This is a genomic window from Terrisporobacter othiniensis (assembly GCF_000808015.1).
GTDB classification, from domain to species: Bacteria; Bacillota; Clostridia; order Peptostreptococcales; family Peptostreptococcaceae; genus Terrisporobacter; species Terrisporobacter muris.
This window is the reverse complement of record NZ_JWHR01000109.1, coordinates 103,429-116,697: the sequence shown is the minus strand read 5'-3', so window position 1 is coordinate 116,697 and position 13,269 is coordinate 103,429. Positions and strand designations below refer to the sequence as shown.

Here is a 13,269-nt window from a genome sequence, read left to right as displayed (position 1 = left end):
ACACTTTTTCAATACCATAAAAATATTTTTATTATAATTAAATATTTCTTTATACTTGATTTTAATTTAAGCCTTTGTTATAATTTAGTGTAAATAAATATGCCGGATTGGTGGAATGGCAGACGCGACGGACTCAAAATCCGTTGGTAGCAATACCGTGTGGGTTCGAGTCCCACATCCGGCACCAATTCAAAAAGTAGTTACTAAGAATTTTTCTTCAAGTAACTACTTTTTTATTAAAAAAATGTTATTTGATTATCAATATAGCTCTCTTGTAGAGCGTCCTTAATAATATCACCTTCCATGAAATTTCCAATCAAAAAAGGTGAGTTTTTATCATGCTTCTTAAAATTATCTCTAACAATATCTCTACTATAATTAGCATAGCAATACAAACATCCATGATAACAAGTATTATACATACCAATATCATTACCTAACAAGCAATCACAACTTTCTCTACTGCCCTTTTTCTTAGGAACTTTTAAATTACTATGGATCGCTCTTTCAAGTACTGCTTGTGTCATACATCCACTACAATCTATACCAAACTTAGATAATTCATACCCTTCTGCACAAGTTTTTATATTTATATTATATTTAGTTCCAATACATACAAACTCTTTTGCTATAATTTCACGTTCTTCTTTTGATACTTCTCTCACACCTGGAAAATTTCGTTTTGTTTTTTCATATAAATCTACAAAACTAATGATACATTCTTCAGTATATCCAGAAAGATTTGATGCCATTTTTTCAAAGTTTTCTAAATGGATCTTCAAACTATATTTCTCCGAAATAAAAATAGGATCATATCTCCATATAACTTTCTCTGGACCTATTACGGATGATAATTTTTTTAAACTTTCCATTACTTTTTCTTTATTTGGAACATTTGGTTCTATATCTTTATCATAAGGTGTAATTGTAACAAACCAGAACTGACCAAATCCTTTTAATTCATCTAACCTTTCAATCATAGGTTCAGGATTTTTTGTACAAAAACAAAGACAATCTACTACATCGGGGGTTAATTTGTATTTTGTCACTTGACTTGGATAATATGGATTTCTAGCATAAACGTATCCTTCTTTTATTCTATTGTAAAACCAGTCACTAAAGTAGGCTGGTATATCCGTTCTATTTCCTGTGTTAATTATCATAAATTATTTATTTCCTCCATAATCTCCATATCAAAACAATCTTATTTGTAGTTTACCCCTACTTATACTTGATAATCTATTTATTTTGAATTAAATTTACAAAAGTTTGATGAACACCTGTACTTGCTAGCCCTGAAAATAAACCACCTAAAATAACATCAGCAGTTATACTTTTATTTATCCATATGTTTATAAGACAACCTGTTATTCCCATTATTAATGGTATGTATTTATTTGGTATAAAATCTAGGCTATTTTTTATTATATATCCTAAACACATGCATATACCTACTATTACTAAAACTAAGTAATTATTCAAAAATCCTAAGTTCATAGTATCCCTCCTTAAATTTTTATTCATCATATCTTACGACTTAAAATAGAAAAAAAGACTAAAAGAATTAATCCCTTTAGTCTTTTAAGCCTTATTTATGTAAAATTTAATTGAATAATTTATGTACTAATTTATCTCATCTTTAATTTCAGATTAAACATCTGCAATTATTTCTTTTTTTATTCTTTTAAAAATCATAAATAATGATAAAATAATTAATCCAAGATAAATTATTTGTAAGCTATATTTTTGATAAAAAGTAGTAGTTAAGTACTTCATTCCTCTATCATTTAACCATATTCCAAAAGTAAATAATATAGGTATCTGAATTCCTATGGCACTTATATAAGTACTTGCTTTTGATGATACATATACACTTATCATACATGTAATAAAGGCTATGATGTAATTCAAAACAACTGATAGTATTATGTACTGTCCAAAAGTTATATCATACCAAGATGACATATCACTTATGGCTGAGTTTATGATACAATCCCAAAACATATAAGTATTGTTTTGTTTATATACTACAAACAATATTATTAATTGTATAGTAGCGATTATAAATGATGCTATAACACTTGCTGTTATCTCTTCATGTCTTAGATTTTGTGCTAGACTTTCTGGCAATCCACCAAGACCAATCCAAAAGTCTTTATCTTCATATCTATAAATTACATAATCTAAATTTTCTAATTCCCAAAATAAGTAATTCTTTTCCTCAAACATTATTTTGTTGTGTAAGTCATTAAGTTCTTTTTTGCCTACTTCTCCTCCATAATAGTGATCTATATCTTTAACTAAGTCATCGTAATTAGTACAGCTTGATTTTGCAAATAAATCTTTAGTTAATATATATTGTGTAGCTTCTTCAGCTCTTTTTTCTCTATAACTTTTCAAATCTTTAAATTCTTCTTCGTCCATTTACATGCCATATTTATTAAATATATTTACACTAACGTCACAGATATGTCTATCTGAACTATTTGGAAAATACTCTATATTAAAACTCATAAATAAAGACCATATAATAACTGTAATCAAAGTTTATAAAATAAACAAGTAATGTAACGCCTAAAATAATGTAACTTACAACTACCTATTATAATACACATACTACAAACTTATCTTTTATTAAATCAATACTTAAGTTTGAATAAGCATATAATAAGTTAACTTCATTGAAAAATTCCAACTCTTTCTGAGTAAAAACACCGCCCTCATAATTATTTGATTAGTATTCATTGCTCTTTGCAAATTCTTCTATACTAGAATAAGTTTTATTAACTTTTTTCTTTGTTATTTTATTTAACTCTTTTAAACTATTTTTATTTTTATATCCATAAACTATACTCCTACTACTTCATCTTCTTATCTGCAACCTCTTCAAGAGCTACTAGCTTCAATAATTCTTTTATTTTTTCATTGGCAACTAATTTTTCTATTCCCTTTAATGCCGCTAAATACATTAAAAATTTATTTGGTGCAAGAAGTACATATACCCTATTTTCAAATTCCATATTTATAATTATTTTCATACAAAAGAGCTATTACACAACTTAATTATAATTAGTTGTGTAATAGCTCTTTTATTTTATATTATTTTTCACCAGATTTACAAAATATTTATGTACTCTATTATCTTCAGTTAACTCTGGATGAAAAGATGTTACAAGCATATTATTTTCTTTTGCTGCAACAATATTTCCATCTATAACGGATAGTACTTCTACCTTTTTTCCCACAGATTCTATATATGGAGCTCTAATAAATATCATTTCTACATCTTCTCCAATCCCCTTAACAAAAGACTTTGTACCAAAACTCCCAAGCTGTCTTCCATATGCATTTCTTCTCACTTCAATATCCATAGTTGCTAGATGTTTTGTATCATCTTCATAAATACTTTTTGCAAGTAAAATCATTCCTGCACATGTTCCCCATACAGGTAGCCCACTTTCTATTTTTTCTTTTAAATCCTCATATATATCTAAAGCTCTAATTAATTTTCCCATAGTCGTACTTTCACCACCAGGAATTATTAAACCATCTATTTCTTTTAAATCTTCTTTATTTCTTATTTCCACAGTATAAACTTCTAAACTTTTTAGTATGCTTATATGTTCAGCATAAGCACCTTGCATTGCTAATACACCTATTTTCATATTACCAACCTCTAGTAGCTAATAATTCTTTGTCTTCCAAAGAATTAACCGCCACACCACTCATAGCTCCACCTAAGTCTTCTGATATCTCTGCTAATACTTTTGGGTTATTGTAATTTGTAACAGCCTTTACTATAGCTTCTGCTCTTTTTGCTGGATTGTCTGATTTGAATATTCCAGAACCTACAAATACACCATCACATCCTAATTGCATCATTAGTGCTGCATCTGCTGGAGTTGCTATTCCTCCTGCTGCAAAATTTACTACTGGAAGTTTTCCATTTTCGTGTACATATTTTACTAAATCATATGGTGCTCCCATTTCTTTAGCAGCATTCATTAACTCTTCTGTACTCATTGATTGTATAGTTCTCATCCCTGAAGTAACTGTTCTCATATGTTTAACTGCTTCTACTACATCTCCAGTTCCTGCTTCACCTTTTGTTCTTATCATAGCTGCACCTTCACCTATTCTTCTTAGTGCTTCACCTAAATTTCTTGCTCCACAAACAAAAGGAACTTCAAATTTACTTTTTTCTATATGATAAACATTATCTGCTGGTGTTAAAACTTCACTTTCATCTATAAAGTCTATTTCTAAAGCTTCAAGTATTTGAGCTTCCACAAAATGACCTATTCTTACCTTTGCCATTACAGGTATGCTTACAGCTTCTTGTATTTCTTTTATCATTTTTGGGTCTGACATTCTCGCCACTCCACCTTCTTTTCTTATATCTGATGGAACTCTTTCAAGTGCCATTACTGCACAAGCCCCTGCATTTTGTGCTATTATTGCCTCTGCTGGATTAGTTACATCCATTATTACTCCACCCTTTAACATCTGTGCTAAGTTTTTATTTAATACTTCTCTGCTCATTAATTGTACCTCCTAATTGTTTTATTTTATAAGTAAATAGTAGTACAATTTTAATTGTATCACAATAAAACTTTAATTTTTTCTATATTTACACAAATTGTATTGATACACTTTTGATTTATTTCCTATATATTAAAAAAACTAGAAAATATGTTAATTTAAACATACTTTCTAGCTATGATTTATATATTATAAAACTTATATTCTATCTTCCAACCAAAAATGTATATCATCCAATACCTTATCTTTGGCAAATTCATTCATGATTTCATGGTAAAGGCCTGGATATAACTTCAAGCTTTTATCTAGGGAAGATATATGTTCGTAAAGAATTTTTGAATCTTCTGGTGAAACTATCTTGTCCTCTTCTCCATGTAATATATATACTGGATATTCAAATTTATTCATATTATCATATATGTACTTAACTGCTTTATAGCACTCTTTATATATTTTACCTGCTGTTACATGGCAAACCAAAGGATCATTTTCATAGTCCTCCACAACACTTTTATCAGTACAAATTAAATCACCTAAAGCATTTTGTATTTCAGCATCATCATCTACATCTTTATTACTTTCCAATAATTTAGCCTCATCAATAGTAAGTCCTGCTGATAAAATTATTCCATCTACTGTATTTTTATAGTCTATGCCATATACTGTACTTATCATTCCCCCCATACTATGACCTAGTACAAAAACTTTTTCATTATTATTTTCTGTTTTAGCCATGGATACAATTTCATTAACATCTTGTGAGAAATTTTTATAGTTATCTATATAAGTTCTCTTTCCTTCAGATTTTCCATGACCTTGATTGTCAAATCTATAAACACTATATCCCCAATCATTAAGTTTAGATACCACATAATCATATCTGCCTAGATGTTCTGCTAATCCATGTACTATTACTATAATAGCTTTTGGATCTTCAACTAAATCTTTTTGAACAAAAAGCTCTATATTGTCCTTATTTCTAAACATCATGTTTTTACTTAAAACTTTAGCTTCTCCCATGTTTTTACCCCCATTTTTGATAAATTGAGAATAAGTTTTTGTACACTCCATGATGATATATCCTCAAGTTCAGTATATCAAACCTCATTTTTTATAACTACAATTCAATATCAAGTTTTATAAGTATACAATATTCATCTAATGATTATCTTACTTATTACAAGTAAATATATTTTATGACGGTATAATAAAACAATTTTCTCAAAAGTTTAAATAGTAAAATCTTACTTTAATCACTTAAAACTTTTAAGCATATTAAATAATGTAGAGAATAATTTTGCTTCACTTATAAAACCTGATGCTGTATATACTAAAAAGATTATTAATATAAACAATGCACTGACTAGCCTTATAATTTTGATCCTAATAATGTTTAGATTTTAATGTTATCTTAACCACTTCTGGCTTACAGTTAATTCTAACAAGTACCTTAGATCCTCCTAAACCTTTGGTAACTATCATAGTAGAATCCTTTTTATCATATTTCCCTAAATCATATTCAGGGAAAAAATGCCTATTTGGTGATAATAAACCTCCTAAAAAAGGAAGCCTAATTATTCCTCCATGTACATGTCCAGTTAATATTAGGTCTGCACCCCATTTTTCATACTCATCAAAATAAAAAGGCGTATGAGCTAATAAAATATTATACTCATTCCTATTTATCAACGGTAAGCTTTCTTGCAAAAAATTTTCATATAATTTTGTATTTTTGTTCTTATCAAATAAGTATTTATAACATTCAAAGGGTATTGTTAATCCATAAAGATTTATATGACTATTTCCTTTTTTTATTTGAATTTGATCATTATCTAAGTGGATGGCTGATAAGTCATGTAATTTTTTAAAATATTGTTTATATAACTCTTTATATCTTTTTACTAAAGCTTTTTGCTCATGATTACCAGTAATATAATATACCTTATATTTCTGTGTTAGATTTCCTAACAAATCTAGCGCCACTTGAAAGTTTTTATTTTCTCCATCTATTAGGTCTCCTGTAATAAATACTACTTGAGGATTTATTTTTTCAATCTCGTTAATTAAATAAATATTATTTTTACCAAAGGATTTATTATGTAAATCACTAATTTGAACAATAACATAATCATTAAATTCCTGCGGTATTTTTTTATTTTCTATAATATAATTAGCTATTTCTAATTTGCTCATTTATAATCATGCTCACCTACAATTTTTTATTATTACAAAAAAGTTATAGATTTTATTAGAATCTATAACTTTATGTGTTATTAATTATCTAGCATTATATTTTTTATTTCATTTATTACTTCTTTTTTATTATCAAGAATTTTAATTTCTGATATTTTATTATCTTTAGTAATTATTGATAGTAGTTTATCCTCATCGTCTAAATAATATACATTTATAGATTTTTCTGCTTTGTCATATAAATATGCATCATAAGATGGTTGCTTCTTACCTACTATTTTTTCCATTTCACTAGAATCAATACCAGTAAAATCATCTAGTTTTTTCATGTCTAAATCTGCTGTTTTAACTATATCTCCATCATTATAACAATCTATAAGTATTTTTGATTTATCCAAAGTTTTAATTCTATTTCCTCGAGAATAATCCACTATTTGTGCTTTTTTTACTACCTTATCTTTTAATTTCAAATATAGTGCACTACTATTTACGCCTTCATTTAATACGTTCTTTAAATAAATCAAATTTATATCTGTTATGTCTTCTATATCATCTAAATTTTCTAAATTATCTATATTATCTATATTACTTTTATCTATCCAATATGCAGTAGAATTAGGCTCTCCTAAGTTACTTAAGACATAATCATAATCTTTTCCTATTATTTCATTTACATCATTTTGAACTTTAGTCATAGTTTTCTGTTTAGTTGCTTCATCTGGTAATGATATGCTCTTATTTTGAACTTGATAATTGGAGCATCCCGTAAATAGCATAGCCAAAATAATCAATCTAGATAATGATTTTTTTAGGTTCATAAATTAGTCCTCCTTATATCAAGTATAAATAAGTTTATTTTTTGTCTTATATACATGATTTTTATCTCTTTTTCTCATTTTTAAATTATAACCTATAATACTCGTGAATTGATATTAAATATCATTTTGTAATTTTTTTGTAATACAAGTTAAATTTCTATAATTTTTCTTATTATTAATATAGCAAAAACTTCCACAACAATCAACAACTTATATTTTTATCATAAGTTTTATCTATTATTATATAATCATTGCTTTATCCTTTTTAGATATAATAAAAGCATAAAAAAATTTAAATTTTACACGTAAAAAGTCCTTCTACCTTTTGTATAAAAATAGAAGGACTTCAGTTTTATAGATTTATATTTAAGAAAGCCTTGTAACCTCTGTACATTTCAAAAATATCTGCTTTTGAGGCAACTTCATAAGGTGCATGCATACTAAGTAATCCCACACCACAGTCTAAAACTTCAGCCCCATAGTTAGCTAATATATATGCTACGGTACCTCCGCCTCCTTGGTCAACTTTTCCAAGCTCACCTGTTTGCCATACTACATTTTCTTGATTAAATATTCTTCTCACTTCACAAACAAATTCTGCATTAGCATCACTTGTTCCACTTTTTCCTCTTGAGCCTGAATATTTCATTATAGCAACACCGCCACCCATATGAGCCGAGTTTGCTTTTTCATATACTGAAGAGAAATTTGGATCATAAGCTGCATTAACATCTCCAGATAATATTCTTGATCTAGACATGGCTCTTTTTATTTTTAGATCAGAGTAATTGTCTTGTAAGTTTATTAATTCTGCCACAGTGTTTTCAAAGAATTTTGAGTGCATACCTGTATTACCATAAGAACCAGTTTCTTCCTTATCTACACATAATGTAACTGCTGTATATTCTGGTTTTTCAACTTCAAATATGGCTTTCACACCTGCAAATGCACATACTCTGTCATCTTGACCATAAGAAATAACCATTGATTTATCTATTCCTAAATCCTTAGCTTTTCCTGCTGGAACTACTTCTATTTCAGCACTTAAAAAATCTTCTTCAGTAATTTTATATTTTTCGTTTAATAACTTTAACATATTATATTTTACAGTAGCATTTTCTTCCTCATCAAAAGGAATACTTCCTATCAGTACATTTAAATCTTCTCCACCAATAGCTTCATGTAATTTCTTTTGATTTTGATCTGATGATAAATGAGGTAATAAATCAGTTATACAAAATACTGGATCTTCATCATCATCTCCTATGGCTATATCAATTTTAGTACCATCTTGTAAAAATGCTACGCCATATAATGCAAGTGGCATAGAAACCCATTGATATTTTTTAATTCCACCATAGTAATGAGTTTTAAAATATGCCATATTATCATCTTCATATAATGGATTTTGTTTTAAGTCTAATCTTGGTGAATCTATATGAGAAGCAATTATCTTCATACCTTCTTCTATATCCTTTTCACCAATTACAAATAAAGCCACACCCTTGTCTTTATTTTCTGCAAATATTTTGTCTCCAGATTCTATTTTGCCTTTTTTTATAACTTCTTCAATAGATATAAAGCCTTGTAATCTTGCTAGTCTAATTATTTCTCTAGCACATAATCTTTCTGTTTTACTTTTGTTTAAGAAATCAATATATTCTTTTGAATATGACATAGCATTTTCCATATTATTCATTTCTTTTATAACTTTCCAACCATTTTCAAATTCATATTTTAAATTCATATTTGGCCCCCTATTTATGGATTTTATATAAGCTAATTATTATTCTTCTTCATTAGTTCATCATACTCCTCTTGAGTATGTACAACTTTTACATTTTCAAGTCTAGATTTAAAATGAGCTCTGAAGTTTTCTAAGTATTCTTTTCTTAATACTTCTCTTTCTGCTAATTCTTCCTTTGTTAATCCTTCTTCTTTATTTTTTTTTGCTAAAAAATTTATTCTGTCTAGTTTTTTTTGATCAAACATTTTTTCCTCCTAGTGTTTTCATTTATTAATAAAATATTTTATTACTTCTTATAGCTTCTCCATTTTTATAAGATGTAATAAACTCTTCTAAATTATTTTCTATTATAGTTATTCCTTTTTCTATATCCTCAATTGTTTCATTTGCTATGTTAATCCTAAAAAATCTATCATCCATTATATTATCAAAAAAATAAGTTCCTGGTGTAATACAAACTCCTTTTTCTAACATGAAGTTGTAGAAAGCTTGGGATGAATATCCTCTTGGTAATTCAATAAAGAAATTTAGTCCCCCTTGAGATTTATATATTTTTAGTTTATCTCCTAATTTTTCTTCTAATAAAACTTTTGTTTTTCTATATTTTTTAGTATAAACTTTATCTATGCTTTTTAAATATTCTTCCCAATTGAAATACTTCATATAATAGTACATAGATTTTTGTATAAGTCCTGGTGTAGATATATCTGATGAGTATTTTGCCCAAAGAATTTTCTTTTGCAGCTCCCTTGGTATATCAACTATACCAATTCTAAGTCCTGGCATAAGTATTTTTGAAAATGATTTAATATAAATAACTCTATTTTTCATATCATAACTTTTTAGTGGCCTGCTATCCTTGCTGTCAAAATCAAAATCACTTATAAAGTCATCTTCTAAAATGTAAAAATCATATTCTTCACTTAATTCTATCAGCTTCTTTTTCTTATACTCACTGTAAGATATTCCACTTGGATTTTGAAAATTAGGCATGACATATATTAATTTAGGTTTTATTTTTTCTAATTTGAGTTTTAATATACCTATATCTATACCATCATCTAACATAGGAATAGTAATTATTTTTGCACCCCTACTTTTGAACACTTCTAAAGCACCATTATAAGTAGGTTCTTCCACAAATACCACATCTGAATAATTTATAAGTCCTTTACAAACTATGTCTATACCTTGTTGAGCACCAGATATTATCTGTATATTATTTTTATTAGTATTTATCTTCTTCTTTCTTAAATATGTACATAATTCTTCTCTTAATTCTTCTGAACCTTTTCCTTCATCATATTCAAATATAGATGCTCCATCTTTTTCTAATGCCATATTTATTGCTGCTTTAAAATTATCTAAAGGAAACATATCCTTTGATGGATTACCACTATCAAAATGTATCATATCTTTATAGTTTTCCAAATTTACTTCTTCCTTGATATTCATGGAAGAAACAAAAGTTCCACTGCCAATTATCTTATATACATAACCTTCTTTTTCCAACAACTCATATACCTTAACAATAGTAGCATTATTTACATTTATAAAGTTGGCTAGCTTCCTTATTGGCGGAAGTTTTTCATGTTCTTTTATTTTTCCTCCAACAATCATCTTTTTTATATGATTATAAATTTGAATGTATTTACTATTATTATCATCTAATTCTAATTTATATTTCTTCATTTAATCACCACTTACTTATTTTTAGATTTATTGATGTTTAAATATGTATTTGTTATCATTAATATATATAATACCAAATTTTTTATGAAAGGGGAAATAATAATGTTCTACGACTATCACATGCATTGTAACTTCTCTCCGGATAGTAAAACTCCAATAGAAAAGATGATTGAAACTTCTATTAATTTAGGATTACAGGAAATATGCTTTACAGATCATATGGACTATGATGTTAACCAAACAGATAAGTTTGTTGTGGATTACAAAAAATATTTACATAAACTAGAGTTAATGCAAAAAAAATATGAAGATAAAATTATAATAAAAAAAGGTATCGAGCTAGGATTACAACCTCATCTTATAGAAAAATACAATGATGACATGAAAAATCATAACTTTGATTTCATTTTATGCTCTCAACATGCCATAGATAAAAATGATTTATACTACGACGAATATTTTAAAAATAAAAATCAACATGAGGCCTATGAAATTTATTACAAAACTTTATATGATATAGTTAAAAACTTTAATAGCTACAGTGTTTTAGGCCATATAGACTTAGTAAAAAGATACGGAAATTATGATAATATTCTTAGGGATAGCTTATTTACGGATATTATAGAAGCTATACTAAAAGAGGCTATTCATAAGGGTAAAGGAATCGAGGTAAATACTTCTTGTTTTAGATATAACCTACCTGACTTAACACCTTCAAGAAATATAATATCTCTTTACAAGGATTTAGGTGGTGAAATTATTACTACAGGTTCTGATGCTCACTCTCCAGCTTTTATTTCTTGTAAATTTGATTATATTTACTCTTATTTAAAAGATTTAGGATTTAAATACATTTCTACTTTTGATAATCAAAAACCAAATTTTATAAAATTGTAATTATTTTTTCACCTTCACAGGAATACATTTTTAGTATGTGGAGGTGATTTTTTGAGAATTCCTAATTTAGTTTTATCAACAATAATATTGTTCATATCGAACCTAATAGTAAGAATATTAGGTTTTCTATATAAAATATTTCTGTCACGGGTCATGGGCGATATAGGGCTTGGTATATATCATATGGTTTTTAACTTTTTAATGATTTGTATTGCTCTCACCACAACAGGAATCCCAACTGCCCTTTCTTGCTTAGTTGCAAAGGAAAGCGCCTTGAAAGATAAAAAGGATGCAAATATATTTTTCATATCTACTTTATATATATCATTTTTTATATCACTACTTATTTCATTATTTGTATCTTTTAATAGTACATATTTATCCTTTAAACTTTTACATGATAAATATTTAAATTTATTTATTCTATCCATATGTCCAGCCATAGTCATAATTACTATTTCAAATGTGCTAAGAGGATATTTCTATGGAATAAAAAAAGTTATGGTTCCTGCTGTAGGTCAAGTTATTGAACAAATAACAAGAATTTTATTTGTATTCTTATTAACCATGTACATAAGTGATAAGGCAATGATTTGTTATGTAACTCTTCTTGGTATATCCATTGGTGAGGCTACTAATGTGATTTATATGAGTATTTGTTTATATAAAGAATCATCCTTGTACAATAATTTTACTATTAGACTGAAAGATTTTTATTATTCTTCCATGGAGACTTTAAAAATGGCTCTACCTATTACATGTAATAGAATGTCTTCTGTTGTTTTGCAGTCTGTAAGTTCTATGATAGTACCTTCTAGACTGGTTTTGTCTGGGATATCTTATACCCAGTCCATAGGACTTTATGGTGTTATTTGTGGTATGGTAATGCCTTTTATTTATCTTCCTTTTACCATAGGATCTGCTCTAGTAGTAAATTTAATCCCAAGCATCTCTCAAGAGGTTGCTTTAAATAAAATTAAAAATGTAAAAATAAAAATATACTATGCTGTTATTTTAACTGTAGGTGTAGGTATTATATCTTCTTTATTTTTTTATTTTTTCGGAGAAGAATTATGTTTAATAGTCTTTAACAATAAAACTGCTGGTATTTATCTAAAGACCATGTTTTTAGCTCCTCTTTTTCTTAGCCTAAATCAAACTTTGTCAGGAATACTTCACTCCATAAGAAAAGAGGTTATATCTAGTATAAATACTATTGTTGGTATGATTATTCAAGTTATTGCTATTTATTTTTTGTTACCTATACCAAGTTTAAATATGTATGCCTATATTTATGCTATAACTGCCACAGCTATCTTTACAACCATTCTTCACAGTATAGTTTTAATAAAGGCATTGAAAAAAATGTAAAGAAAGTAG

Annotated in this window: 14 protein-coding genes and 1 tRNA gene; 3 read left to right on the top strand and 12 right to left on the bottom strand. The window is 27.3% G+C overall.

What is annotated here, in order from left to right; all coding sequences use genetic code 11:
• Positions 1-101 precede the first annotated feature (101 nt).
• Positions 102-187: transfer RNA gene (locus QX51_RS12340), tRNA-Leu, on the top strand.
• Between the two features lie 49 nt (positions 188-236).
• Here the strand turns inward: QX51_RS12340 and QX51_RS12335 are convergent.
• The 12 genes from QX51_RS12335 to pdxR form a co-directional block, all read right to left on the bottom strand.
• Complete coding sequence (locus QX51_RS12335) at positions 237-1,163, bottom strand: DUF1848 domain-containing protein (protein ID WP_039680211.1); 927 nt, start codon at positions 1,161-1,163, stop codon at positions 237-239.
• 76 nt (positions 1,164-1,239) lie between these two features.
• Positions 1,240-1,497 (bottom strand): phage holin family protein, encoded by a 258-nt coding sequence (locus QX51_RS12330; RefSeq protein WP_039680210.1) that lies wholly within the window; start codon positions 1,495-1,497, stop codon positions 1,240-1,242.
• 153 nt (positions 1,498-1,650) lie between these two features.
• Positions 1,651-2,424 (bottom strand): hypothetical protein, encoded by a 774-nt coding sequence (locus QX51_RS12325; RefSeq protein WP_039680209.1) that lies wholly within the window; start codon positions 2,422-2,424, stop codon positions 1,651-1,653.
• A gap of 434 nt (positions 2,425-2,858) precedes the next feature.
• Positions 2,859-3,038: a hypothetical protein gene (locus QX51_RS12320; protein WP_039680208.1), complete on the bottom strand. Its 180-nt coding sequence runs from the start codon at positions 3,036-3,038 to the stop codon at positions 2,859-2,861.
• Positions 3,039-3,089: 51 nt separating this feature from the next.
• The gene (gene pdxT / locus QX51_RS12315; protein WP_039680207.1) at positions 3,090-3,665 is read right to left on the bottom strand and encodes a pyridoxal 5'-phosphate synthase glutaminase subunit PdxT; all 576 of its coding nucleotides are present in this window, start codon (positions 3,663-3,665) and stop codon (positions 3,090-3,092) included.
• 1 nt (position 3,666) lies between these two features.
• Positions 3,667-4,542, bottom strand: coding sequence for a pyridoxal 5'-phosphate synthase lyase subunit PdxS (pdxS, locus tag QX51_RS12310; protein WP_039680206.1), 876 nt, complete (start codon positions 4,540-4,542; stop codon positions 3,667-3,669).
• 198 nt (positions 4,543-4,740) lie between these two features.
• The gene (locus tag QX51_RS12305) at positions 4,741-5,562 is read right to left on the bottom strand and encodes an alpha/beta hydrolase (protein ID WP_052233037.1); all 822 of its coding nucleotides are present in this window, start codon (positions 5,560-5,562) and stop codon (positions 4,741-4,743) included.
• Positions 5,563-5,925: 363 nt separating this feature from the next.
• Complete coding sequence (locus QX51_RS12300; RefSeq protein WP_052233036.1) at positions 5,926-6,735, bottom strand: metallophosphoesterase; 810 nt, start codon at positions 6,733-6,735, stop codon at positions 5,926-5,928.
• 80 nt (positions 6,736-6,815) lie between these two features.
• Complete coding sequence (locus QX51_RS12295; protein WP_039680205.1) at positions 6,816-7,553, bottom strand: hypothetical protein; 738 nt, start codon at positions 7,551-7,553, stop codon at positions 6,816-6,818.
• Between the two features lie 352 nt (positions 7,554-7,905).
• Positions 7,906-9,300 (bottom strand): aminopeptidase, encoded by a 1,395-nt coding sequence (locus QX51_RS12290; RefSeq protein ID WP_039680204.1) that lies wholly within the window; start codon positions 9,298-9,300, stop codon positions 7,906-7,908.
• A 32-nt stretch (positions 9,301-9,332) separates the two neighbouring features.
• Positions 9,333-9,545: a DUF896 domain-containing protein gene (locus QX51_RS12285; RefSeq protein ID WP_039680203.1), complete on the bottom strand. Its 213-nt coding sequence runs from the start codon at positions 9,543-9,545 to the stop codon at positions 9,333-9,335.
• A gap of 25 nt (positions 9,546-9,570) precedes the next feature.
• Complete coding sequence (gene pdxR, locus QX51_RS12280) at positions 9,571-10,992, bottom strand: MocR-like pyridoxine biosynthesis transcription factor PdxR (RefSeq protein ID WP_039680202.1); 1,422 nt, start codon at positions 10,990-10,992, stop codon at positions 9,571-9,573.
• 102 nt (positions 10,993-11,094) lie between these two features.
• Between pdxR and QX51_RS12275 the strand changes: the two genes are divergently transcribed.
• The gene (locus QX51_RS12275; protein ID WP_039680201.1) at positions 11,095-11,889 is read left to right on the top strand and encodes a histidinol-phosphatase HisJ family protein; all 795 of its coding nucleotides are present in this window, start codon (positions 11,095-11,097) and stop codon (positions 11,887-11,889) included.
• A gap of 51 nt (positions 11,890-11,940) precedes the next feature.
• Entirely contained in the window at positions 11,941-13,260 is a 1,320-nt protein-coding gene (locus QX51_RS12270) for a polysaccharide biosynthesis protein (RefSeq protein ID WP_039680200.1), read from the top strand.
• The last annotated feature ends 9 nt before the right edge of the window (positions 13,261-13,269 follow it).

Coding starts and splice junctions, on each gene's coding strand:
- QX51_RS12335 (WP_039680211.1), bottom strand. CDS start 1,163: ATGATAATTAACACAGGAAATAGAACGGATATACCAGCCTACTTTAGT.
- QX51_RS12330 (WP_039680210.1), bottom strand. CDS start 1,497: ATGAACTTAGGATTTTTGAATAATTACTTAGTTTTAGTAATAGTAGGT.
- QX51_RS12325 (WP_039680209.1), bottom strand. CDS start 2,424: ATGGACGAAGAAGAATTTAAAGATTTGAAAAGTTATAGAGAAAAAAGA.
- QX51_RS12320 (WP_039680208.1), bottom strand. CDS start 3,038: ATGAAAATAATTATAAATATGGAATTTGAAAATAGGGTATATGTACTT.
- pdxT (WP_039680207.1), bottom strand. CDS start 3,665: ATGAAAATAGGTGTATTAGCAATGCAAGGTGCTTATGCTGAACATATA.
- pdxS (WP_039680206.1), bottom strand. CDS start 4,542: ATGAGCAGAGAAGTATTAAATAAAAACTTAGCACAGATGTTAAAGGGT.
- QX51_RS12305 (WP_052233037.1), bottom strand. CDS start 5,562: ATGGGAGAAGCTAAAGTTTTAAGTAAAAACATGATGTTTAGAAATAAG.
- QX51_RS12300 (WP_052233036.1), bottom strand. CDS start 6,735: ATGAGCAAATTAGAAATAGCTAATTATATTATAGAAAATAAAAAAATA.
- QX51_RS12295 (WP_039680205.1), bottom strand. CDS start 7,553: ATGAACCTAAAAAAATCATTATCTAGATTGATTATTTTGGCTATGCTA.
- QX51_RS12290 (WP_039680204.1), bottom strand. CDS start 9,300: ATGAATTTAAAATATGAATTTGAAAATGGTTGGAAAGTTATAAAAGAA.
- QX51_RS12285 (WP_039680203.1), bottom strand. CDS start 9,545: ATGTTTGATCAAAAAAAACTAGACAGAATAAATTTTTTAGCAAAAAAA.
- pdxR (WP_039680202.1), bottom strand. CDS start 10,992: ATGAAGAAATATAAATTAGAATTAGATGATAATAATAGTAAATACATT.
- QX51_RS12275 (WP_039680201.1), top strand. CDS start 11,095: ATGTTCTACGACTATCACATGCATTGTAACTTCTCTCCGGATAGTAAA.